Genomic DNA, 23,428 nt, shown 5'->3' with positions numbered 1-23,428 from the left:
CCTCGTGCCCACCGCGCCGCAGCCACATGCCCAGCCGAATGTATTGGCCAACCCGCTGGAAAGCGGGATTCTCTCCCGCCTTCAGGACGACCTGCTGCCGGACCATCTCCTGACCCGCCGCTGGTATGCGGCGAAGGACGCCGGCCGGCCGGTCGTGCGCATCATAGACGCCCTGCCGCTGCCGCTCGCCGGCGGATCGCAGGCCCAGCTCTGCCTGTTGTGGGTGGAGCCGCCGGGACGGGAGCCGCAGCTCTACCAGCTTCCCCTGATCCTCGACCGCGGCACCGGCGAGGATGCGTCGGTGATCGCAGGTTCCAAGGACCTGCCGGTTCCGGGGCGCCTGCGCGACGGCTATGCCGATGACGGCGTGGTCCGTGCGCTGCTGGGCGCCATTCTGAAACGTGATCCCGAACCCAGCGAAACGGCGCTGTCCGCCGGCCTGACCGCCGGCCACACCCGTGCCTGCGAGGCGCTGGCGGAACGGTTGCACAGCGATGCCCCGCTGCATCGGATGACCGCCGAACAGTCCAACACCTCCATCTGCATCGGCGACGCCGCCATCCTGAAGGGGCTGCGCAAGCTGGAACCCGGTATGCACCCCGAACTGGAGGTCAGCCGCTTCCTGACCGAGGTGGCGCAGTTCCCCAACACGCCGGCCCTCCTGGGCTGGGTCGAGCGGTCCAACAGCTCCGGTTCCACCACGCTGTGCGTGATGCAGGAGTTGGTGCCGGAGGCGAAGGACGCCTGGGGCCATGTCACCGGCTATCTGAACGACCGCGTCGCCCGCTTCGAGGACAGTGAGGCGGCGCAGGCCGCCGATGCCGACAGCGTAGCCTTTCTGCGCCTGCTGGGTCAGCGGACGGCGGAGCTTCACCGGGCGCTCGCCACTCCCGGCGGCGGCGACGCCTTCACGCCCGAGCCGGCGACGGCGGAGCGGCTAAGGGAGTGGGCCGGCGGCGTGCGCACCCTGGCGAAGCGCGTGCTGGAGCGTCTGCGCGCTGCCGGGCAAGGGGATAAGCAGACGCTGGACCCGGCGATTGCCGCACAGGCCAACGCCCTCGCCGCCAGCGAGGCGGCGATGATGGCGCAAATCGACGCGCTGATCCCTGCAGACGCCGACCTCAGCGCCATGCGGCTGCACGGCGACTATCATCTGGGGCAGGTGCTGGTTTCGCGCGGTGACGTGCAGATCGTCGATTTCGAAGGCGAGCCGATGCGCCCGCTGGCTGAACGGCGGGCCAAGCATTGCATCCTGCGCGACGTCGCCGGCATGTTGCGCTCTATCGCCTATGCCGCCGCCATGGCGCGCGACGCGATGCCGGCCGGCCTTGATGCTCCGTCGCGCGATGCCCGCATCGCTTGGCTGTCCTGGTGGGAGGGGGCGGCGTCGGCTGCCTTCCTCGACGGTTATCGCGGCTCCATCGGCGACTGCCCCGGCTTCCCGCGCGACCCGCAGGCGGCCCCTGCCCTGCTGAAGCTGTTTCTGCTGGAAAAGGCGCTGTACGAGGTCGGATACGAGCTTGCCAACCGGCCGGGCTGGGTGGGGATCCCGCTGGCCGGCGTCACCGCCATCATCCGCGCCGATGCAGGGCCGGAGATCGCCAGCCGCGACCGTGACCGCATCCCCCCGGTGGACGAGCGCCGTCGCAGCCATTCCATGCCCTTCGGCGCGGAGGTGCAGGCCGACGGGTCCGTCCGTTTCTCCCTGTGGGCGCCGACGGCGGCGTCCGTCCTGCTGTCGTTGGAGGACGGCGGCCAGCCGGTCGGGATGGAAGACCAGGGAGACGGCTGGTTCGGCCTGACCACCGCGCGGGCGCAGGCCGGCAGCCGTTACCGCTTCGTCCTGCCGGACGGGCTGGCAATTCCGGATCCGGCCTCCCGCTTCCAGCCGGACGACGTGCATGGCTCGTCCGAGGTGATCGACCCCGGCGTGCATGTCTGGACCGATGCCGCCTGGACCGGCCGCCCCTGGCACGAGACGGTGCTGTACGAGCTGCATGTCGGCACCTTCACGCCGGAAGGCACCTTCCTGTCCGCCATCGACCGGCTGGACGATCTGGTCGAGCTGGGCGTCACCGCGATCGAGCTGATGCCGGTGGCCGACTTCCCCGGCTCGCGCAACTGGGGCTATGACGGCGTGCTGCCCTTCGCGCCCGACAGCGCTTATGGCCGGCCGGAGGATCTGAAGACGCTGGTGCAGGAGGCGCATGCCCGCGGGCTGATGGTCTTCCTCGACGTCGTCTACAACCATTTCGGGCCGGAGGGGAATTACCTCCACGCCTTCGCCGACAGCTTCTTCACCGACCGCCACAAGACCCCCTGGGGCGCAGCGATCAACGTCGATGGCGAGCGCAGTGGGCCGGTGCGCGACTTCTTCGTCCACAACGCGCTCTATTGGCTGGAGGAATACCACCTCGATGGCCTGCGGCTGGATGCGGTCCACGCCATCATCGACGACGGCGACCGTCATGTGCTGGAGGAGCTGGCGGAGCGGGTTCACGGCCATTTCCAAAACCAGCGCCACGTCCATCTGGTGCTGGAGAACGATGCCAACCAGGCGCGTTTCCTGGCCCGCCACCGTGAGGGCGACCCGCGCTGGCACACCGCCCAGTGGAACGACGACCTGCACCACTGCCTGCACAGTGCGGCGACCGGCGAGGATGGCGGCTATTACGCCGACTACGCCCACGACCCGGCCAAATGGGGCCGCGCGCTGGCGGAGGGTTTCGCCTTCCAGGGCGATCCGTCGGTCTATCGCGACGGCGAGATGCGCGGGGAGCCGTCGGCCCATCTGCCGCCGACCGCCTTCGTCACCTTCATCCAGAACCACGACCAGATCGGCAACCGGGCTTTCGGCGAGCGCATCACCCACATCGCCAAGGCCGAGGCGGTGCGCGCCGCCACCATCCTCTATCTGCTGGGTCCCGGCATCCCCATGCTGTTCATGGGCGAGGAATGGGCATCGGCCAAGCCCTTCCCCTTCTTCTGCGACTTCGGCGAGGAACTGGCGGAAGCCGTGCGCAAGGGCCGGGCAGAGGAGTTCGCCAAATTCCCCGAATTCCAGAATCCTGACGCCCGCGCCCGCATCCCCGACCCCACCGCCCCAGAGACGGCGGAATCGGCCAAGCTGGATTGGGAGGCGCGCGGACAGGCGGAGCATGCCGATTGGCTCGACTGGTATCGGCGGGCTCTCGCCACGCGCCGGGCGGAGATCGTGCCGCGGCTGGATGGGGTTCCCGGTGGTGCGTCGAGCCATAAGGCGGTCGGCAAGACCGGCTTGACGGTCTGCTGGAAGCTGGGCGACGGCAGCCGCCTGCATGCTTTTGCCAATCTCGGCGACAAGCCGGCCGCCGGCTTCCCGGAGGCGTCGGGCCGTGTGCTGTGGACCGAAGGCGACGGGCTGACGGGCGACAGGCTCGGCCCATGGTCGGTGGTGCTGTGGCTGGAGGAGGCCTCGGCGCTCGACCGGCTGGCCGACCGCATGAGGGTGGAACGCTCCTTCGACAATGCCGCCGGAGAGACGGTGACGGCCAGCGAGGAGACCATCCGCGCCCTGTTATCGGCGATGGGGGTGGAGGCGGGGGACGAGGCCGCCGCGCTGGCCCATCTCGACCGGCTGGACGAGGAGGAGTATGGCCGCGCCCTGCCCCCGGCGGTGGTCCGCCGCGCCGGGGCGGCGGTCACCGTGCCGGTCACCTTGCCCCACGGCACGCGGACTCTGCGCTATACCCTGACGCTGGAAAGTGGGGCGACGCAGAGCGGCGTGGTCGGCTTCGGCAGCCTGCCGCGTTGCCGCTGCATCACCGCCGGCGACGTGACCTATGCCGAGCGGCGCCTGCCGCTGGGCAAACTGGACAAGGCCGGCTACCACACGCTGCGGGTGGAGACGGAACATGGCGTGGCGGAAACCCGCCTGATCCTGGCGCCGGCCCGCTGCCATCTGCCGACACCGATGCTGGTGGGGGAGAAGCTGTGGGGGCTGTCGGCGCAGCTTTACACCCTGCGCAGCGACCATGACTGGGGCATCGGCGATTTCGGCGATTTGCGGACGCTGGCCGAAATCGCGGCGGCGCGCGGGGCGGCGGTGATCGGGCTGAACCCGCTGCATGCCATGTTCCTCGACAATCCTGACCATGCCAGCCCCTATTCCCCGGCCAGCCGGCTGTTCCTGAACCCGCTCTACATCGACGTCACCGCCGTACCGGAATTCCTGGACGACGCCGACATGCGCCGCAAAGCGGCTTCGCCGGAGTTCCGGCAGGCGTTGGAGGCGGCGCGGTCCACCTCCCACGTCGATTACACCGCGGTCGCCAAGCTGAAGTTGCCGATTCTGGAAAAGCTCTTCGCCGATTTCCAGACATCGGCCAAGCCGGAACGCCGCGCCGCCTTCGATGCCTTCTGGACTGGCAGCGGCATCGGGCTGGAGCGGTTCGCCACCTTCCAGGCATTGCGGGAACGCTTCGCGCAAGAGGGCAAGGCCGATTGGCACCGATGGCCGGCGGAGTACCACGACGCCACCGCGTCGGCGGTGGAGCGGTTCGCCGAGGAGCATTCCGATCGCGTCGCCTATTTCGCCTGGCTGCAATGGCTGGCCGACGATCAGCTGCGCGCGGCGGCGGAGCGGGCGACCGAGCTTGGCATGACCATCGGCTTCTACCGCGACCTTGCGGTCGGTGCCGACGCCAGCGGGGCGGAGACCTGGATGACGCCGCAGGCGGTGGTGGACGCGGCCCATGTCGGCGCCCCTCCCGACCTGTTCAACCCGGCCGGCCAGGATTGGGGGCTGCCGCCCTTCCATCCACAGGCGTTGCGCGCGGCTGGCTATCAGCCCTTCATCGATCTGGTGCGCGCCAACATGCGCCATGCCGGTGCGCTGCGCATCGACCACGCCATGGCGTTGCAGCATGTCTATTGGATCCCGGACGGCCGCCCGCCGGGTGAGGGCGCCTATGTTGCCTATCCGATGGAGGATCTGCTGGGCATCCTGGCGCTGGAGAGCCAGAGGCACCGCTGCCTCGTCGTGGGCGAGGATCTGGGCACCGTGCCCGACGGTTTCCGCGAGCGGATGACCGAGGCCGGGGTGCTGAGCTACCGCGTCGTCTTCTTCGAATGGACGGAGGACGGCGCCTTCAAGGGGCCGGACGAGTATCCGGAACTGGCGCTCGCCACCGTTGGCAGCCACGACCTCGCCACGCTGCGCGGCTGGTGGGAGGGCGACGACATCGTGCTGAAGGCCGATAAGGGTCTCTATCCGGCGGCGGACGAGGCGGAGAAGCAGCAGGCCCGCCGCTCCGCCGACCGCAACGCCCTGGTCGATGCCCTGCGCGCCGCCGACATCGCCCTGCCCGCCGGCTTTGGACCCGACAGTCCTTATGACGAAGTGCTGGACCATGCGGTGCATGCCTTCCTCGCCCGCACCAACGCGGCGCTGGCGGTGGCGCAGCTGGACGACATGACCCGCGAACGCGATCAGGTCAATCTGCCCGGCACCACCGACCAATACCCCAACTGGCGCCGCAAGCTGTCGATGACGCTGGAGGAACTGGCCGATGCGTCGGAGCCGGCGGCGATCGCCGACATCCTGGCCGCGGCCCGCCCGTCCTCTTCCCCCGTCCGCCGCTAACTAAAAAACGCCCTTCCCTACTCCGAGGAGCACACACCCATGGCCCCCGCCGCCGGCAAGCCCATCCCTCGTGCGACGTACCGGGTCCAACTGAATGGCGAGTTCGGCTTCGACCGCACCGCCGCCATCGCCGATTACATCGCCCGTCTGGGCGTCAGTCATCTCTATGCCTCCCCCTACATGAAGGCGCGGCCGGGCAGCACCCACGGCTACGACATCGTCAATCACAACGAATTGAATCCGGAGGTCGGCGACCAGAACGACTTCCGCGATCTGGTGGAGGCGCTGAAGCGCAACAACCTGGGCCAGATTCTGGATTTCGTCCCCAACCACATGGGTGTCGGCGGCAGCGACAACGAATGGTGGTTGAACGTGCTGGAGTGGGGTCCGGACAGCCCGTATGCCGGGTATTTCGACATCGAATGGGAATCCGACTACCGCTATCTGCAGGGCAAGGTCCTGGTGCCGTTCCTGGGCGACCAGTATGGCGCGGTGCTGGTGTCGGGCGGGCTGGAGCTTCGCTTCGATCCGGAGACCGGCAGCTTCGCCGTCTGGGCCTATGGCAGCCACAAGCTGCCGGTGCGGCCGCAGGATTACGGCACCATCCTGAGCAGCGACCACCCGGATCTGGAGCGGATCGCCGACGCCTTCACCCATCTGATGGATGCCCGCCCGCACCAGCTTCGCCGCGCCTCCGACCTGAAGGCGGAACTGGCGGGATTGGTGGCCACCCGGCCCGACATGGCCGACGCGATCAACCAGCGGCTTGCGGTCTTCCGTGGATACCAGGGGGAGATCGACACCTGGGGCCATCTGCATGAGCTGATCGCCGGCCAGAACTGGCGCGTCGCCTATTTCAAGGTGGCGGCCGACGATATCAACTATCGCCGCTTCTTCAACATCAACGAGCTGGCCGGCCTGCGCATGGACGAGCCGGAGCTGTTCGACGTTGCCCACCGCATGGTGCTGGGGATGGTGGCGGACGGCACGCTCGACGGCATCCGCATCGACCACATCGACGGGCTGATCGACCCCAAGGGCTATTGCGAGCGGCTGGTCGCGGCCTCCTCCAAGCCCTTCTATCTGGTGGTGGAGAAGATCCTCGCCCGGCATGAGCGGCTGCGCGAGGATTGGCCGATCGACGGCACCACCGGCTACGAATACGCCAACCTGATGGGCGGGCTGTTCGTCGATCCGAAGGCGGAGGAGGTCTTCACCCGCCTCTACGCCGACTTCATCGGCCGGCGCGACGATTTCGAGGACGTGGTGCGGCAGTGCAAGATCCGCATCATGGAAAGCGAGATGGCGAGCGAGTTGAACGTGCTGTCGCGCAAGGCGTCGCGCATCGCCCGCTCCAACCCCGCCACCGCCGACTTCACCGCCAACATCCTGCATCAGGCGCTGAAGGAGACCATCGCCCGCTTCCCCGTCTATCGCACCTATGTCGACGGCGGCGTGCCGAGCGACCTCGACCGCCGCGACATCGACTGGGCGATCTCCCAGGCGCGGCGGGTGGAACAGGGGCCGGACGGCTCGGTCTATGATTTCCTGCAGCGGCTGCTGACCACCGATCTGGTGGCGGCTCCCAAGAGCGGCTACAGCCATCAGCAGGTCACGCGCTTCGCCATGCGGTTCCAGCAGTACAGCGGACCGGTGATGGCCAAGGGGCTGGAGGACACCGCCTTCTACCGCTACAACCGGCTGGTGGCGCTGAATGAGGTGGGCGGCCATCCCGACCATTTCGGGGTCAGCATTTCCGCCTTCCACCGCGCCAACCAGGACCGCGCCCGCAACTGGCCGAACAACATGCTGGCCAGCACCACCCATGACACCAAGCGCGGCGAAGACACCCGCGCCCGCCTCTACGCCCTGTCTGAGATGCCGGAGGAGTGGGAACGGCAGGTCCAGACCTGGAGCCGTCTGTTGCGCGCCCGGCGCGGCGATGTGGAGGGCACCGCCCCGCCCGACCGCAACGACGAGTACCTGTTCTACCAACTGCTTCTCGGTGCCTGGCCGGCGGAACTGACCGGCGCCTCGGTCGAGCAGATCGACCAGCCTGCGATGACCGCCTTCGCAGAGCGCATCGTCGGCGCCATGACCAAGTCGATGCGCGAGGCCAAGGTCCATTCGACCTGGGCCGCTCCGAACGAGGCCTATGAGGGGGCGGTCGTCAGCTTCATCCATGATGCGCTGGACGTGACCCGCCGCAACGCCTTCCTGGAGGCCTTCCTGCCCTTCCAGGCGGCGCTGGCGCGCATCGGCATGGTGAATGGGCTGTCCCAGACGCTGCTGAAACTGACCAGCCCCGGCGTGCCCGACATCTATCAGGGTTGCGAGCTGTGGAACCTCAGCCTCGTCGATCCGGACAATCGCCTGCCGGTGGATTACGATGCCCGCCGCAAGCTGCTGGACGAGGTCGAGGAGGCGGTGGAGCGCGGCGCCGTGCCCGGTTTGCTGGAACGCTGGACGGACGGTGCGGTGAAACTGGCGCTGACCCGGCAGGCCCTGCAGGTCCGGGCGGAGATGCCGGAGGTCTTCAGTGCCGGCGAGTATCTGCCGCTGGAGGCGACCGGCGACCGCGCCGACCATGTGGTGGCCTATGCCCGGCGCAATGGTGACGACACGGTTCTGGTGGCGGTGCCGCGGCTGGTCGGGCAGTTGGGCGAAAGCCCGGACTGGGGAAACACCGCCATCCCGCTGCCGCGCGGCGCCCGCTGGCGCAACCGGCTGACCGGGGCGGAGGTGGAAGGCGGCGACGCCATGATGGCGGCGACGCTGTTCGCCGATCTGCCGGTGGCCCTGCTGTCACAGGAAGGGTAAGACGGGGAGGCTTCTCCGCAAATTCAGGCACTATCCAGGGAAACTCTCCCTCTCCCCGGGGGGAGAGGGGATTCCCTTAGCTTATGTCAAAGAGCTGGGCTCAGCGGGTTGTGCCGCCGGCGCCCGAGGTGGAACCGCCCGTCGAGCCGCCCATCGAGCCTGACGGCTGCTGCGTGCCGACCGGGCCGTCAGAGCCGGTGCCCATGGAGCCGCTGTTGCCCAGGCTGTTACCGCCCGTGCCGCTGGTCGAGTTGGATGAGCCCGAACCGGTCATCGACCCGCTGCCTGTGGATGACCCGCTGGTGGATGACCCGCTGGTCGCGCCGCTGTTGCTGTCGACGCCGCCCATGCTGCCGCAACCCAGCTGGTTGTTGGAGGTGCAGGGCGGGTTGGTCTGGTTGGCGTTGGTGCTCGGACCGGCGCTGGTCGCGGCGGGGCTGCCGGAGATGGAACCGCTGCTGTCGGCGAAGGCCGGGGCGGCCATCAGGGCGAGAGCGGCGGCGGTGCCGATCATCAGGCTCTTCATGACGATTCCTTTCGCTGTGCATGCCCGTCGACACCGGTCTGTCGGCGGCCGGGCTGCCGTGGTCCGGGGAGCATCGAAATCTTGCGCGGGGCCGGGTCCGTTCCCGCTTTCCAGCCCACCAACAGCGGTGGTCCGCAATGGTTGCGCCGTTATCTTCCGCGGCCTGCGATGCCCCGACGATGCCACACCGGACCGCCGGCATCGCGCGCGGCGCAAAAAAGAGAACGCCCGCCGAAGGGCGGGCGTTCTCAAGGGACGATGCGCCAGGGGGGCCGGTCAGGCCGTGCGTGCCTTGGGCAAGTTGGTGGCGCTCAGGCTGGCGGTGGTGGCGACGGAGCCGTGGAAGATTTCCAGCGCTGCCGGCGTGGAAGACGGCCGCATGCCACCCAGGATTTCACCCGCCGCGCCGACGGCCTGCACCAGCGCGTCCGGCATCACCGGCTTGCGCAGCAGGCCCATGGCGAATTCGCGGGCTTCGGCCGCGTGGTGGTCGAAACCGGTCATCAGCAACGACGGAACGCCGTTTTCTTCCCACAGCCGGCGGGCGAGCACCAGACCGTTCTCCCCACCGGCGAGATTGACGTCGACCAGCGCCAGGTCGGGACATTCGCGGGCACCGACCCGCGCGGCCTTCACGGCATCGCGCAGCGGTCCAACCACGGTGTAGCCCGCATTCTCCAGAACGGCCTTCACGGCCGGACCGATCAGCGGATCGTCCTCGACGACAAGCAACTTCAAGACGGCATGCTCCCTTGATTGACGGTGCGGGCTTATAGCCCGTCCCGTCCGGTTTTCGAAGCGGGTTTGGCTTCGATCAACTGAACCGCCCATGTTTGTCGCGGTTCCGCTCCGTTCAAGAGGTCTAAGGGGTACTCCCTTGCGGGTATGCCGCCTCACTGAACGTCCGGGTTGGAAACATACACCATTGCAGCGCGTTTTACCCGGACGCGAGAGAGGAAAAATGCAATGACTTTCGTTGAATTGACCGATACGACCGGGGACTCCGTTCTGGTGAATCCATTCGCGGTCGCATATCTGCGGGCGACCGCGGACGGCGGCACCGAACTCCATTTTGCCGGCCGGGCGGAGCCGTTGCGGCTGCCGGGCGCGCCGTCCGACATCGCCCGCACCCTGGAAAACGCCGCACCCACCCCGCCCGATCCTACCCTGTCGTTGCTGGCCTGACGATAGGCTCAGCCTCGGGGGTAGCGTGGCGCACGCTTCTCGAAGAAGGCGGTGATGCCCTCCGCCGCCTCTGCCCCATGCAGGGCCTCAACGAAGAAGGCGGCCTCGCGGTCGAGTTGATCGTCGGGCGCCCCGAAGCCGCTTTCGATCAGCCGCTTGGCCCGGCCGATGGCGAGCGTCGGCCCCTCGGCCAGCCGCTCCGCCCAGGCCAGCGCTTCGGCCAGCGCGGTGCCCGGAGCCACCACCCGGTTGACGATGGCAAGCTGGGCCAGCCGCGCCGCGCCGATCTTGCCGCCCTCGAACATGATCTCGGCGGCGAGCTGCGGCGTTGCCGCACGGGCGAGGAAGGCCGACGCGCCGCCGTCCGGATTCAGCCCGACCTTCACATAGGCAAGCGTGAACACCGCATCCTCGGCCGCGACGATCAGGTCGCAGCCGAGCGCCACCGAGAAGCCGGCTCCGGCGGCGGCCCCTTCAACGGCGGCAATCACCGGCTTTGGGCAGGCGCGCATGGCGCGGGTCCAGCCATGGAAGCGTTCAAGGCTGGCGCGGGTCACCTCCGGATCGGCCTTGGCGTTGCCGAGCAGCCGGCCAAGATTGCCGCCGGAGCAGAAGCTGCCGTTGGCCCCGGTCAGGACGATGGCGCCCACCCCCGGATCCTCGGCGGCCTGGGTCAGCGCGTCGCGGGCGGCGGCCATCATCTCCGGCCCCAGCGCGTTCCTGGTGGCCGCGTCGTCCATCGTCAGCACCATCACGCGGCCCTGGCGCGCGACGGTCAATTGTCCGCTCATAGCTCGGTTCCCTCCCGGTTCTCGCTGCCCGGCCGGTATTTGAACATGCCTTCCGACGTGGCGATCAGGGCGCCGGTGTCGCCATGGCGGAGTTCCGCAGCCACCCCGACGATCTTGCGCCCGCCGCCACGCAGCCGGCCGGTGGCGACCAGCGTACCGGTGCGTGCCTGCCCCAGGAAGCTGGTCGACAAGGACAGCGTCACCACCCGCCGCACCCGGTTGGGGAAGGGACAGTAAGTTGCCGAAAATCCGGAAACCGTGTCCAGAAGCGTCGTCATGACCCCGCCATGCACGACGCCGGCCCGGTTCAGGTGGCGCTCGTCTATGGCCATGGTGAGTTCCGCCGCCCCCTCCTCCCAGCGACTCAGGGCATAGCCCAGCAGGCGCTGGAAACCGGATTCCGGCTCCCCGTTCAGCAGATCGTCCATACCCTGTCCCATCACGCGGCTGTTTCGTGTGCGAAGTAAAGCGCGTGCAGGCGCTCCAGGTCCACCCGGTCTCCGCGCTCCGACAGCACCACCTTGCCGGATTGCATCAGATAGACGTGGTCGGCGATCTTCAGCGCGCGGCTGGTGTTCTGCTCCACCAGCAGGATGGTCAGCCCCTCCGCCCGCAGGCGGGCCAGGATGCGGAAGATCTCGTCCACCACCACGGGAGCGAGGCCGAGCGACGGCTCGTCGATCAGGCAGACGCGCGGCTGCTCCATCAGGCCGCGGCCGATGGCGAGCATCTGCGCCTCCCCGCCCGACAGGGTGCCGGCGATCTGGCCGCGCCGTTCCGCCAGTCGCGGGAACATGTCCATGACCATCGCCTTGTTGCGCTTCCAGTCCTTGCGGCAGCCGCGCGGGAAGGCGCCCATCATCAGGTTGTCCTCCACCGTCATGTCGGGGAAGATCATCCGGCCTTCCGGGATCATCACCACCCCGTCGGCCACCCGGTCCCAGGTCTTCACCGCCTTGCGGCTCTGCCCGTCGACGCGGATGTCACCAGATGTCGCGGGAACCAGCCCCATGATGGCGCGCAGCAGCGTGGTCTTGCCGGCGCCGTTCGGGCCGACGATCACCGTGGTCTTGCCGGTCTCTACCGACAGCGAGACGTCCCACAGCACGTTGATCGCGCCATAGCCGGCGCGAAGCGTCAGGATGTCGAGCGCGTTGGTCATGACGCCTCCGCAAGTGTGGTTTCGCCGGTGTAGCTGCGGATCACCTCCGGGTCGCGGAACACCGCGTCGGGGGAGCCGTCGGCGATGATCTGGCCGAAATTCAGCACCAGCACCCGCGGGCAAAGCGCGGCGATGGTGGCGATGTCATGCTCGATGATGACCATGGCGAGGCGGTAGCGGTCGCGCACCGCCGCCAGCCGTTCCATGAAGGCGCGCTTGCTGCTGGTCTCCAGCCCGGCCAGCACCTCGTCGAGCAGGAGCAGGCTGGGTTCGGTGGCCAGCGCCTTGCCGACCTCCAGCGCCTTGTGCTCGGTCAGCGCCAGTTCGGTGGTGGCGTCGCGGTCGGCCTTGTCGCGCAGGTTCAGGATGTCGAGGATCTCGTCGATCCTCCTCAAATCCTTTTTCCCGGCGCCGAAGCGCTGGGCGACCAGCAGGTTCTCCCGCACCGTGCAGTGGCCGAAGGGGCGTGGGATCTGGAAGCTGCGGCCGATGCCGAGCCGCGCCCGCTTCCATTCCGGCAGCTTCAGCAGCGAGGTGCCGCGGAAGTCGAGCCGGCCGGCGGTCGGCCGCACCACGCCGGAGATGACGTTGAACAGCGTGGTCTTGCCGGCGCCGTTCGGGCCGACCAGACCGATGCTTTCGCCCTCCGCGACGGAGAAGCTGGCGCTCTTCAGCGCCTGGACGCCGCCGAAATTGACCTGGACGCCTTCAAGCGTGAGCATGGCGGCTCTCCTTCACGGTGCGGCGGCGCAAGGCCGGCATCAAACCGCCGGGGCTGAACAGGATCATGGCGCAGAGCAGCACGCCCAGGATCATCTGGTGGCCGTGCGGCAGGATCGGCTTGAACAGCAACTGGTCCACCAGATAGATCGCCAGCGCCCCGACCACCGGGCCCCACACCGTGCGGTAGCCGCCGAAGATGGCTGCTGCGATGGGCAGGACGGTCCAGCCGCTGGAAAAGGCGTAGTCGGGATCGAGGAAGCTGATGAAATGGGCGTTGAAGGCGCCGACCACACCGGTGATGAAGGCCGACAGCACCAGCATGGCCGCCTTCAGATGCGTGCTGGGCACGCCGACGACGCGGGTCGCCACCTCGGTGTCGTGCATCGCCTTCAGCGCGAGGCCCCAGGTGCTGCGCCGGACGGCGTCATAGGCGAGCACCGCCAGCACCACGATGGTCAGAATGATGAGGTAACCACCCAGCTTCTCGCCGAAATCGAAGCCCAGAATGCTGGGAAAGCGCGGGATCGACAGCAGTCCGCCGGCCCCGCCGGTGACCGTGGTCATCTCGGTCGCCAGGATCTGGAAGATATGGGCATAGGCGAGGATGGCGAGGGCGAAATAGGGACCGCGCAGCCGCAGCGCCGGCAGCATGGCGATGGAGGACACCGCCGCCCCCACCCCGCCCAGCAGCATGGATGCTACGACCGGCACCCCCAGCTTCATCGCCAGCACCGCGGAGGTGTAGGAGCCGACTCCGAAGAAGGCGGCGTGCCCGAAGCTGACCATGCCGCCGAGATTGCCCAGCAGCGCCCAGGCCACCGCCACCCCGGCAATGGTCAGCGCCGCGACGATCAGCCCCAGCACATAGGCGTTGCCGCCGAACAGCAGCGGCACGCCGACATAGGCGACGGCAAGGGCCGCAATCAGGAACAGTCGGTTCATCAGGGAATTCCTCATCGCGCCAGTGCCCTCCCGCCGCCGAACAGGCCCGAGGGCGAGACGAACAGCACGACCAGGAACAGGATCATTCCCGCCAACTCCTGCAGCGAGGCCGACAGATAGGTGACCGTCAGCGATTCGATGACGCCGATCATGATGGCGCCGATCAGCACGCCGGGGATCGATCCCATTCCGGCCAGCACGGTGATGATGAAGGCCTTGACCGTCAGCACATGGCCCAAGGCCGGGAAGACGGTCTTGCCGGTGTAGATGGCGAAGCCGGCGAAAGTGGCGAGCAGAGCGGCGATCAGGAAAGACAGGATTTCGATCTTGCGCGGGTTGACGCCCATCAGGGTCGCCGCCGCCCGGTTCGACGACAGCGCCCGCACCGCCCGGCCCTGCCAGGAATGGTTCAGCCACCACCAGACGCCCGCCATCAGCACCAGCCCGCCGACGAAGGCCGCGACCTCCGCGTTCATCGCGAACAGCGTGTCGGCGATCACCATCGAATCCTGGAACCAGGGGTCGGAGGTCGAATGGATGTCGGCCGCCCAGATCGACAGGATGGTATTGGTCAGGATGATCCCCAGCCCGAAGGTGAGGATCAGCGAGTTGATCTCGCGGTCCTGATGGATGCGGCTGAGCAGCGCATAGACGATGGCCGACGCCGTCCCGACGATCACCAGCGCCACCGGGATCGCCATCACCGGGCTGACGCCATAGTTGGTTTCCGCCGCATAGGCGACATAGGCGGCCAGCAGCACCAGCTCGCCATGGGCGAGGTTGATGACCCGCATGGTGCCGAACACCAGAGCCAGACCGACCGCCACGGTCGCGTAGTAGCCGCCGGCGAGCAGGCCCGAGAACAGTGCCTGGAGCGTCAGTTCGAACATAGGTTGCGCCCTGTTGGGGGTGGCCTCATTCCCTCTCCCCCCCGGGGAGAGGGTTAGGGTGAGGGGGTCGCGCAGCAGGGATTCTTGGGATATCCACGCCGTGCAACCCCCCCACCCCGACCCTCTCCCCGGGGGGGAGAGGGGGTATCCCCTCACCACGGCACCGCCGGGAAGTTCATCTTTCCGTTGGCGGCGTCCTTTGGCCAGACCAGGACCACCTTGCCGCCCTGGTGCTGTCCCATGCGGTGGGTGAAGTTCAGGTTGTCGCCGTTCTTGTCAAAGGTGACGCGGCCGATCAGGGTGTTGGCGTCCGTCTTGCGCAGTTCTTCCGGCAGGCCGCCCTTGCCCAGCGTTCCGGCCTCGTCGGCGCGGACGACGGCGTCGATCAGCAGGCGAGTCTGGACGTAGCCGAACTGGCCCAGATAGTCCGGGTCCTTGTTGAACAGCTTTTTGTAGGTGGCGGCGAATTCCACCGCCTCAGGCTGGGTGAACTCCACCGGGTAAGGCAGCATGGAGGTGCCGTAGACATTCTCCATCAGGTCGGGGAATTCCTTGGCCATCTGCGCGGTGGCGAGCGACCAGACGCCGACCATCGCCTTGACCTGCGGCTTCAGCACCTTGGATGCCCGCAGGATGCCGACATAGTCGTTCTCGTAGCCGACCATGGCGATGACGTCGGGGCGGTCCTGCAGCTTCACCTTGTTCATCAGCGGTTTGAAATCGCTGGTCGAGCCGTCGAACTCGTGCATGCCCACCGTCACGCCCTTGGCGGTCAGCGCCGTGTTCACCTGCTTGGCGAGGCTGCTGGTGGCGTCTTTGTTCAGATAGACGATGGAGACCTTCTTGGCGCCCATCTCCTGGATCAGGCCGATCATCGCCAGCGCATAGCCGTCGGTGTTGTTGATACGGAAGAAGGTGGGATAGCCGCGCTGGGTCAGTTCCGGCGAGACGCCGCCGGAGGTGATGTAGACCAGCCCGGCCTTCTGCGCCGCTTCCGACGCCGGGCCGATGATGTTGGAGCCGTAGCCGCCGGTGATCGCCACCACCCCTTCGCCCGCCAGCTTCTCCACCGCCGCGACCGCCTTGGCGGGGGAGGTCTCGTCGTCGATGGTCTCGACCTTGAAGCTGTGCTTGCCGGCATAGCTCTTGTTGGCCATGTCGATGGCGACGGCAATGCCTTCATGCATGCCCTGGCCGACGCGGGCGAGGCTGCCGGTCAGCGGCAGTTCGGAGCCCAGCAGGAACTCCTTGGCCTGCGCCGCCCCGGCGCCCAGCGCCACCGACAGGGCCAGTGCAGATACGGTTAGGAGATTGGCGATCGTCCGGGTCATGTTTTCGTTCCCTCCCAGGGACTTTGTTGTTTGGGGCTTTGTCGGCGGTGTCAGGCGGCCATCACCTCGGCGGCGAGCGCCCGGAGGCCGCTTTTCAGCAGCTTGCCGGTCGGGCTGGCCGGCAGGGCGTCCATGGCGACGATGCGCGACGGGCGCTTGTAGGGGGCGAGCCGTTCAGCGGCCCAGGCCTTCAACTCGTCCTCCGTGGCACTGCGGCCGGGGACGAACTGGACGAAGGCGACCACCTCCTCGTTGCCGGCGACGGCATGGCCGACGACGGCGGCCAGAGTCACCGCCGGGTGGCTGGTCAGCACGCCCTCCACCTCCTCCGGATAGACGTTGAAGCCGGAGCGGATGACGATCTCGCGGATGCGGCCGACCACGGCGACGCAGCCGTCCGGCTCCAGCCGCGCGACGTCGCCGGTCTTCAGCCAGCCGTCATCGGTGATGGCCTGGGAGGTCAGCGCCGGCTCGCGGTAATAGCCGAGCATCACGTTGGGGGCACGGACCCACAGTTCTCCCGGTTCGCCGTCGGCCACGTCCTGGCCGGTGACATGATCGACGAAGCGCATCTCCACCAGCGGCAGGGCCGGACCGATGGAGGTGTCGCTGCGCGGCGCATCCAGCCGGGTCTGCGTCACCGTCGGCGAACATTCGGTCAGGCCGTAGCCGTTGTGCAGCGGCAAGCCGAAGACCCGCTCAACCGCCAGCTTGAGGTCGAGGTCCAGCACCGAGCCGCCCGAGGACAGGTAGCGCAAAGCGGGCGCCGACAGAGTCCGGCCGGTGACGGTCGCGTGCTCCACCAGCTTGGCATACATGGCTGGAACACCCTGGAACACGGTCACGCCATCCTGTTCCAACGCCTGCCACACGGCTGCGGGGGCGAAGCGGGGGACCGTGTGCAGGCAGCCGCCGGCATAGAGCGTGCCGAGGCAGGTGGAGGCGAGGCCGAAGACATGGCTGACCGGCAGCACGCCATAGGTGCGGTCGCTGGGACCGAGCCCGCGCATCCAGCCCGACACCGAGGCGACGAACAGCAGGCCACGGTGGGACAGCATCACGCCCTTGGGCTTGCCGGTGGTGCCGGAGGTGTAGATCAAGGCGCCGACCTGCCGCTGGTTGCCGGCATGGACCGGCTCCGGATCGGCATCCAGCAGCGAGCCGACCACCATCGGCGGCAGGTCGGGGTCGCCCAGCGGCTCCGCGCCATGGCGGGCGGCGTGGGCGGCGGCGTCGGGGGATACCGTATCGGTATAGAAGATCCGGCGCGGCCGGCAGTGGTCGCGGATGGTGTCGATCTCGCGGTCCGACAGGCGGGCGTTGACGATGACCGGCCAGGCGTCGCACTCGCTCGCCGCCAGGATCAGGGTGACCGCCGCGAGGCCGTTCTCACAGACGATCATCACCCGGTCGCCGCCGACCACCCCCAGCCGCCGGAGATGCGCGGCGGCGCCGCCGACCGCCTGGGCAAGGCGGCGGTAGCTCCATTCCTGCGTCCCGTCGAACAGGGCGGGGGCGTCCGGCGTCCGTTCCGCCCAGGCGAGCGCGGCGTGGCTGATGCGCGGCGGCAGCGCCGCCACCATCGCGGCGAAATCGGGAACCGGCCGCCCCACAGTCATGCCGCCTCCCGGATCATGTTGCGGGCGATGACGAGCTGCTGGATCTGGGTGGTGCCCTCATAGATGCGGAACAGGCGGACGTCGCGATAGAAGCGCTCGATCCCGTAATCGGCGATGTAGCCGGCACCGCCATGAATCTGAACCGCGCGGTCGGCGACGCGGCCGACCATCTCGGTCGAGAACATCTTGCAGCAGGCGGCGTCGGTGTTGACGTTCTGCCCGGCGTCGCGGCGTCGTGCGGTCTCCACCACCATGCAGCGGGCGGCGTAGGCTTCCGCCCGGCTGTCGGCCAGCATCGCCTGGATCAGCTGGAATTCGGCGAGCGGCTGGCCGAACTGCTTGCGCTCCATGGCGTAGGACAGGCTGTCGCGGATCAGCCGCTCCGCCAGACCGACGCAGACGGCGCCGATGTGCAGGCGGCCGCGGTCGAGAACCTTCATCGCCGTCTTGAAGCCCTGCCCTTCCTTGCCGCCCAGGATGGCGCTGGCCGGAACGCGGCAGTCCTCGAAGATGACGTCGCAGGTGTGGGCGCCCTTCTGCCCCATCTTCCTGTCGATGGGGCCGAGCGACAGGCCGGGCGTCCCGGCTTCCACCAGGAAGGCCGACACGCCGCGGGCGTCGCGGCTGTCCAGGTCGGTGCGGGCGAAGACGGTGAAGAGACTGGCCTGCGGCGCGTTGGTGATGTAGCGCTTGGTGCCGTTCAGGACGAAATGGTCGCCGTCGCGCCGCGCGGTGGTACGGAGCGAGCCGGCGTCGGACCCCGATTCCGGTTCGGTCAGGGCGAAGGCGCCGACGATCTCGCCGGCGGCCAGACGCGGCAGATAGGTCTGCTTCTGCTCCTCCGTCCCGTCGATGACGATGCCTTGCGAGCCGATGCCGTTGTTGGTGCCGATCAGCGAGCGGAAGGCCGGCGAGGTCTGGCCCAGTTGGAAGGCGACCTGCACCTCGTCCGACATCGACAGGCCGAGCCCGCCATATTCCTCCGGGATCGACAGGCCGAACAGGCCCATCTCGCGCATCGCGGCGATCACCTCGGCCGGGATGGCGTCGTCCTCCGCCACTTTATGTTCCAGCGGGACCAGCTTTTCGCGGACGAAGCGCCCCAGCGTGTCCAGCAGTTGATCCAAAACGTCCTTGTCCAAGGCCATGCGTGCTCTCCGTCTGGGGAGAATGATTTCAGGGAAAAATCATGGATTGAGGGGCGCCGCCTCATCTGTTCGTTGGCCACGCTGACAGATGGGGAGGATGCTGTCAACAAAATGAAATTGTATTCCGATATACGGAATTAGCGTGGCGGATCGAGGGTCTGCCGCGCGTGCGTGCGGGCTTGCCAGCCGGAGCGAAGCGGTTAACCTTTTCGGAAATCAGCGGCCCGGCATCACGGGCCGACAAATGACCGGAGGGTTTGGGATGATCGACCTCTATTTCTGGCCGACGCCGAACGGCCACAAGATCACGATCTTTCTCGAGGAGGCCGGGCTGGACTACCAGTTCAAGCCGGTGAACATCTCCACCGGCGACCAGTTCAAGCCGGAATTCCTCGCCTTCTCGCCGAACAACCGCATGCCGGCGATCATCGACAACGCCCCGGCCGATGGCGGCGAGCCGATCAGCGTCTTCGAATCCGGCGCCATCCTGGTCTATCTGGCCGAGAAGACCGGCAAATTCCTGCCCAGCGACGTGCGTGGCCGCAAGACGGTTCTCGAATGGCTGTTCTGGCAGGTCGGCGGCCTCGGCCCGATGGCGGGCCAGAACCACCATTTCGTGCAGTACGCGCCGGAACGCATCCCCTACGCCATGGAACGCTACGTCAAGGAGACGGGTCGCCTCTACGGCGTTATGGACAAGCGCCTTGCGGACAACGAGTTCCTGGGCGGGGCCGAGCTGTCCATCGCCGATATGGCGAGCTATCCCTGGATCGTCCCGCATGAACGCCAGCAGCAGGATCTGGACAACTTCCCCAACCTGAAGCGCTGGTTCAACGCGATCAAGGAGCGGCCGGCGGTGGTGCGCGCCTATGAGAAGGGGCAGGCCGTCAACCCCAACCGCACGCCCACGGTGAACGAGGAAAGCAAGAAGATCCTGTTCGGCCAGTCCGCCGACACGGTCAAGCGCTGAGCTTAATCGCCCTCTCCCGCCTCTCGCACAAACTTCGTTTGTGCTGACGGCGTCAGGCGGATCGAAGATCCGCTGAGAGCCCCGGGAGAGGGAGGGGACCCACCGTAAGGTGGGGAGGGTGAGGGGTGATCCAAGGATAAGCGCAATGATCCTTGTCGTCCCCCTCACCCTTCCCAAGCTGCGCTTGGGCCCCTTCCCTCTCCCGGGACGGGAGAGGGAGTGATTTGAGCCAGCCCGCACGGCAACTTCGTATAGCGCCCTACTTCTTCGCCTCATCCTTTTGCGTCGCGCAGACTTTCGGGGCTCCCCGGCGTAGACGGGACCGTTCCCGGATCCAGCGTGTTGTTTTCGGTAGAGAATATCTTCCGGAGACGCCGCGCCGATGAGCATCTGGCCCAGCCCCGACTCCGCCCGCCCGACCTCCGACGGTCCCGCCATCGAAACGGCGACCGGTCCCGCCACATCTACCGAGATACGGATCGCCCTGTACCCCCTGCCCTCCATGCCGCAACTGGCGCAGGCATGGACGGAGCTGGAAAGCCGCGCCGACTCCTCCTTCTTTCTCTCCTGGACCTGGATCGGCTCCTGGCTGGCGCAGATGCCGGATGGCATCGAGCCGCATTTGCTGGTGGCCTTGCGGGGCGATGAAGCGGTCGGTCTGGCCGTGCTCTGCCCGCGGGTGCGGCGACGGTTCGGGCTGCTGCCCAGCCGCTGCTGGATGCTGCACGAGACCGGCGACCGCAGCTATGATCGCCTGTTCATGGAGTATAACGGCATCCTTGCCGACCGCCGGGTCGCCGACGAGGTGACGGACGCCATGCTGCACTGGCTGGACGAGCGGCTGGCCGCCAACGACGAGCTGGTGCTGGGCGGGCTGACCCTGGCGGCGGAGCGGGCCGCCCGGCGGGTGGCGGCGCGAACCGGTCATACGCTGCAATTGCGCATCGCGGATTCGGCGCAGTGGGTCGATTTCGGCACGGTTCGGGCCGGCGGCGGCGATTTCCGCGGCGGTCTCGGCCGCAACACGCGGGCGGCGGTGAACCGGACGGAGCGGCTTTACCGCGCCCGCGGCGCGCTGGAACACCGCGTCGCCGCGTCGGTGGACGAGGCGATGGACTATTTCGCCGGGATGGAGGTCCTGCATCAGGCCGGCTGGCAGGCGCGCGGACAGGCGGGCGCCTTCGCCAATCCGGCCTTCCGCCCCTTTCACGAAAGGCTGATCGCCGAGGGGATGCCGCGCGGCGCGGTGCGGCTGAGCCGGGTCAGCGCCGGCGGGCGGCCTATCGGTTATCTCTACAACTTCGTCCATCGCAACCGCGTCCTGAATTATCAGGGCGGTTTCGCCTTCGAGGCGGACAACCGGCTGAAGCCGGGACTGCTGAGCCATGTGCTGGCCATCGAGGATGCGCTGGCCCGCGGCGAGGATTGCTACGACTTCATGTCGACACCGGCCGGGCACAAGCCGCTGCTTTCCAACGCCGAACAGCCGATGAACTGGTTGACGCTCGGCCCCGACCGGTTGAGCCGGCGGATGGAGGCGCATTGCCGCCGGGCGCGCGGGGTGACGATCGACGCCGTCAAACGCTCGTTGCGCGGCTGGATCGCGCCGGCAAAAGGCATCTGAGAAGGGAGAGCACTCGCCATGGCAACGGAACCGAAAGCCGGGCCGCTGGCCTGCGTGTTGGGCGACATGGATCTGGTGCGCCCGCTGGGGCTGGCCGGCATCCGCTGTGCCGTGGTCGGACCGCCGGGCGGGGCGACCGCCCACTCCCGCTTCACCGAGCGGCTGATCCCGTGGGAGGGCGGCAACGACGACGTGCTGGTCGACCGGCTGCTGCGTTTCGGTGCCGCGCAGGCCGAAAAGCCGGTGCTCTATATGGAGGAGGACGCGCAGCTTCTGATGGTGTCGCGCCACCGCGACCGGCTGGCTGCCGTCTTCCGCTTTACCCTGGCCGAGGCCGATCTGGTGGAGACGCTGGTCGACAAGGGCCGGTTCCAGGCGCTGGCGGAGCGATTGGACCTGCCGGTTCCCCGCACCCGGCGCCTGAGCCCCCTGCCCGGCAGCGAGGCGCCGGATCTGGACCTGCGCTATCCGCTCATCGTCAAGCCGCTGACCCGCCGCCCGCCCTGGGACGAGATCGAGGGGCTGGGCAAGGCGATCCGCCTGAACGGGCCGGAGGAACTTCGCGCCCTGTGGCCGCGGCTGATCCCGGTCGGCATCGACCTCTTGGCGCAGGAACTGATCCCCGGACCGGAGACGCGGATCGAAAGCCACCATGTCTATATCGATGCGGGCGGTGCCGTGGCCGGCGAGTTCACCGGCCGCAAGATCCGCACATATCCGGTCGATTACGGCCACAGCACCGCGCTGACCATCACCGACATCGACGGCGAGGGAGCCGACGTGGCGGCGCTGGGACGGGACATCGCGGCGCGCATCGGCCTAAAGGGCGTCGCCAAGTTCGATTTCAAGCGCGATCCCGACGGCCGGCTGCACCTGCTGGAGATCAATCCGCGCTTCAACCTGTGGCACCATCTGGGCGCCGTCGCCGGGGTCAACCTGCCGGCGATGGTGCAGGCGGACCTGACCGGCCGTCCCCGCCCAGAACGCCGCCCGGGCTCTGCCAAGGCCCGGCCCGGCGCCTGCTGGTGCCACATCAGCAAGGACCGGCTGGCGGCGCGCGACAGTGGGGTGCCGACGGCGCGCTGGCTGGCCTGGGTGGCACGCTGCGAGACGAAGGCGATCACGCCCGACGACCCGATGCCTTTCCTGCGGCCGAAGCTGGACCGGCTGCTGGCGCGCATTCCCGGCTTCGCCGGCCCGGCACGGCTGGCGAAGCCCTGAGCGCAAAAACCATGAAGATCGCACTCATCTCCGACATCCACGCCAATCTGGAAGCCTTGCAGGCGACGCTCGACGTCATCCGGGCGGAGGGGGCGGAGCGCATCGTCTGCCTGGGCGACATCGTCGGCTACAACACCGATGCCGCCGCCTGCATCGCCCTGCTGCGGCAGGCCGGCGCCGTCTGCATCGCCGGCAATCACGACCGGGCGGTGACCGGCGCCATTGGGACCGAGGGGTTCAGCGGACCGGCGGCGCGCGCCGTCGCCTGGACGAAGGCGCGGCTGGACGAGGAGAGCCGTGCCTTCCTGTCCGCCCTGCCGCTGACGGCCGTGGTTGACAGATCCCTGGTCGCCGTTCATGGCGCCCTGCATCCGGAGGTGGGCAAGGAACTGGTGCGGCTGGACGATGACGGCAAACGCCGCTTGAGCCTGCAGGCGCTTCTCGGGCATCCCTCCGGCGCGCGGGTCTGCGCCTTTGGCCACACCCACCGGGCGGGGCTGTGGGAATGGCGGGACGGGGCGGTGCAGGTGGTGCCGCTCGACGGCGGGGTGCAGTTGCGGGCCGACGGGCTGTATCTGCTGAACCCCGGCACGGTGGGGGAACCGCGCGGCGTCGATAGCCGTGCCAGCTTCGCCTGCTTCGACACCGCCAGCCGGCGGGTCACCCTGCACCGCGTCGCCTATGCCCGCCGGGCGGCGCTGGCGAAAACCCGGCGGGCCGGTCTGGCGCCGCGTTTTGCCGCAGTTCCGGCGCCGGTGAGGATGAAGTTGATCGAAATACTGAGGATTCTCGGTGTCTACGAACGGGTAAAACGGGCTCTTCCACGCCGTGTGTCACCAATATGACAATCCCG

The 23,428-nt window shown here is 68.0% G+C and carries 18 protein-coding genes; 7 read left to right on the top strand and 11 right to left on the bottom strand.

Annotation, left to right across the window (positions count from 1 at the left end):
• Positions 1-4 precede the first annotated feature (4 nt).
• Both treZ and treY read left to right on the top strand, forming a co-directional pair.
• Positions 5-5,623, top strand: coding sequence for a malto-oligosyltrehalose trehalohydrolase (treZ, locus tag ACCD06_RS25240; RefSeq protein ID WP_413344345.1), 5,619 nt, complete (start codon positions 5-7; stop codon positions 5,621-5,623).
• A gap of 39 nt (positions 5,624-5,662) precedes the next feature.
• On the top strand, positions 5,663-8,443 hold the full coding sequence (treY, locus tag ACCD06_RS25235) for a malto-oligosyltrehalose synthase (protein WP_413344343.1): 2,781 nt from the start codon (positions 5,663-5,665) through the stop codon (positions 8,441-8,443).
• Positions 8,444-8,543: 100 nt separating this feature from the next.
• Here treY and ACCD06_RS25230 read toward each other — a convergent pair whose 3' ends face one another.
• Entirely contained in the window at positions 8,544-8,969 is a 426-nt protein-coding gene (locus ACCD06_RS25230) for a hypothetical protein (protein WP_136703833.1), read from the bottom strand.
• Positions 8,970-9,245: 276 nt separating this feature from the next.
• Positions 9,246-9,707: a response regulator gene (locus tag ACCD06_RS25225; RefSeq protein ID WP_247871239.1), complete on the bottom strand. Its 462-nt coding sequence runs from the start codon at positions 9,705-9,707 to the stop codon at positions 9,246-9,248.
• A 228-nt stretch (positions 9,708-9,935) separates the two neighbouring features.
• Between ACCD06_RS25225 and ACCD06_RS25220 the strand changes: the two genes are divergently transcribed.
• Positions 9,936-10,154, top strand: a complete 219-nt coding sequence (locus ACCD06_RS25220) for a hypothetical protein (RefSeq protein WP_413344341.1) — start codon at positions 9,936-9,938, stop codon at positions 10,152-10,154.
• Between the two features lie 8 nt (positions 10,155-10,162).
• Here ACCD06_RS25220 and ACCD06_RS25215 read toward each other — a convergent pair whose 3' ends face one another.
• From ACCD06_RS25215 to ACCD06_RS25175, 9 genes are all read right to left on the bottom strand, one after another.
• Positions 10,163-10,945: an oxepin-CoA hydrolase, alternative type gene (locus ACCD06_RS25215; RefSeq protein ID WP_413344339.1), complete on the bottom strand. Its 783-nt coding sequence runs from the start codon at positions 10,943-10,945 to the stop codon at positions 10,163-10,165.
• Positions 10,942-11,385 (bottom strand): PaaI family thioesterase, encoded by a 444-nt coding sequence (locus tag ACCD06_RS25210; RefSeq protein ID WP_109156108.1) that lies wholly within the window; start codon positions 11,383-11,385, stop codon positions 10,942-10,944. Before ACCD06_RS25210 ends, ACCD06_RS25215 begins: the two co-directional genes overlap by 4 nt.
• Positions 11,385-12,107 carry an ABC transporter ATP-binding protein gene (locus ACCD06_RS25205; RefSeq protein WP_109155001.1) on the bottom strand — a complete coding sequence of 241 codons (723 nt, stop codon included), beginning with the start codon at positions 12,105-12,107 and terminating at the stop codon, positions 11,385-11,387. Before ACCD06_RS25205 ends, ACCD06_RS25210 begins: the two co-directional genes overlap by 1 nt.
• Positions 12,104-12,829 carry an ABC transporter ATP-binding protein gene (locus ACCD06_RS25200; protein WP_136703828.1) on the bottom strand — a complete coding sequence of 242 codons (726 nt, stop codon included), beginning with the start codon at positions 12,827-12,829 and terminating at the stop codon, positions 12,104-12,106. The genes ACCD06_RS25205 and ACCD06_RS25200 overlap by 4 nt, the downstream gene beginning before the upstream one ends.
• Positions 12,816-13,772, bottom strand: coding sequence for a branched-chain amino acid ABC transporter permease (locus ACCD06_RS25195; protein ID WP_247882659.1), 957 nt, complete (start codon positions 13,770-13,772; stop codon positions 12,816-12,818). Before ACCD06_RS25195 ends, ACCD06_RS25200 begins: the two co-directional genes overlap by 14 nt.
• Positions 13,773-13,783: 11 nt before the next feature.
• Positions 13,784-14,662, bottom strand: coding sequence for a branched-chain amino acid ABC transporter permease (locus ACCD06_RS25190; RefSeq protein ID WP_413344335.1), 879 nt, complete (start codon positions 14,660-14,662; stop codon positions 13,784-13,786).
• Between the two features lie 152 nt (positions 14,663-14,814).
• Positions 14,815-15,993 carry an ABC transporter substrate-binding protein gene (locus ACCD06_RS25185; RefSeq protein ID WP_413344333.1) on the bottom strand — a complete coding sequence of 393 codons (1,179 nt, stop codon included), beginning with the start codon at positions 15,991-15,993 and terminating at the stop codon, positions 14,815-14,817.
• A gap of 50 nt (positions 15,994-16,043) precedes the next feature.
• Entirely contained in the window at positions 16,044-17,612 is a 1,569-nt protein-coding gene (locus ACCD06_RS25180) for a class I adenylate-forming enzyme family protein (protein ID WP_413344331.1), read from the bottom strand.
• Positions 17,609-18,760 (bottom strand): acyl-CoA dehydrogenase family protein, encoded by a 1,152-nt coding sequence (locus tag ACCD06_RS25175; RefSeq protein ID WP_413344329.1) that lies wholly within the window; start codon positions 18,758-18,760, stop codon positions 17,609-17,611. Before ACCD06_RS25175 ends, ACCD06_RS25180 begins: the two co-directional genes overlap by 4 nt.
• A gap of 262 nt (positions 18,761-19,022) precedes the next feature.
• Between ACCD06_RS25175 and ACCD06_RS25170 the strand changes: the two genes are divergently transcribed.
• The 4 genes from ACCD06_RS25170 (at position 19,023) to ACCD06_RS25155 (ending at position 23,420) form a co-directional block, all read left to right on the top strand.
• Positions 19,023-19,730, top strand: a complete 708-nt coding sequence (locus ACCD06_RS25170; protein ID WP_109156101.1) for a glutathione binding-like protein — start codon at positions 19,023-19,025, stop codon at positions 19,728-19,730.
• Between the two features lie 382 nt (positions 19,731-20,112).
• The gene (locus tag ACCD06_RS25165; protein WP_136703822.1) at positions 20,113-21,354 is read left to right on the top strand and encodes a GNAT family N-acetyltransferase; all 1,242 of its coding nucleotides are present in this window, start codon (positions 20,113-20,115) and stop codon (positions 21,352-21,354) included.
• A gap of 18 nt (positions 21,355-21,372) precedes the next feature.
• Positions 21,373-22,575, top strand: a complete 1,203-nt coding sequence (locus tag ACCD06_RS25160; RefSeq protein ID WP_413344326.1) for an ATP-grasp domain-containing protein — start codon at positions 21,373-21,375, stop codon at positions 22,573-22,575.
• A gap of 11 nt (positions 22,576-22,586) precedes the next feature.
• A complete protein-coding gene (locus tag ACCD06_RS25155) occupies positions 22,587-23,420 on the top strand; it encodes a metallophosphoesterase family protein (protein ID WP_413344324.1) in 834 nt (277 codons plus the stop codon).
• Positions 23,421-23,428: the final 8 nt, after the last annotated feature.

It is taken from the genome of Azospirillum sp. CT11-132, assembly GCF_047302835.1.
In the GTDB taxonomy this organism is placed as follows: Bacteria; Pseudomonadota; Alphaproteobacteria; order Azospirillales; family Azospirillaceae; genus Azospirillum.
This window is presented reverse-complemented; position numbering and strand designations above follow the sequence as displayed.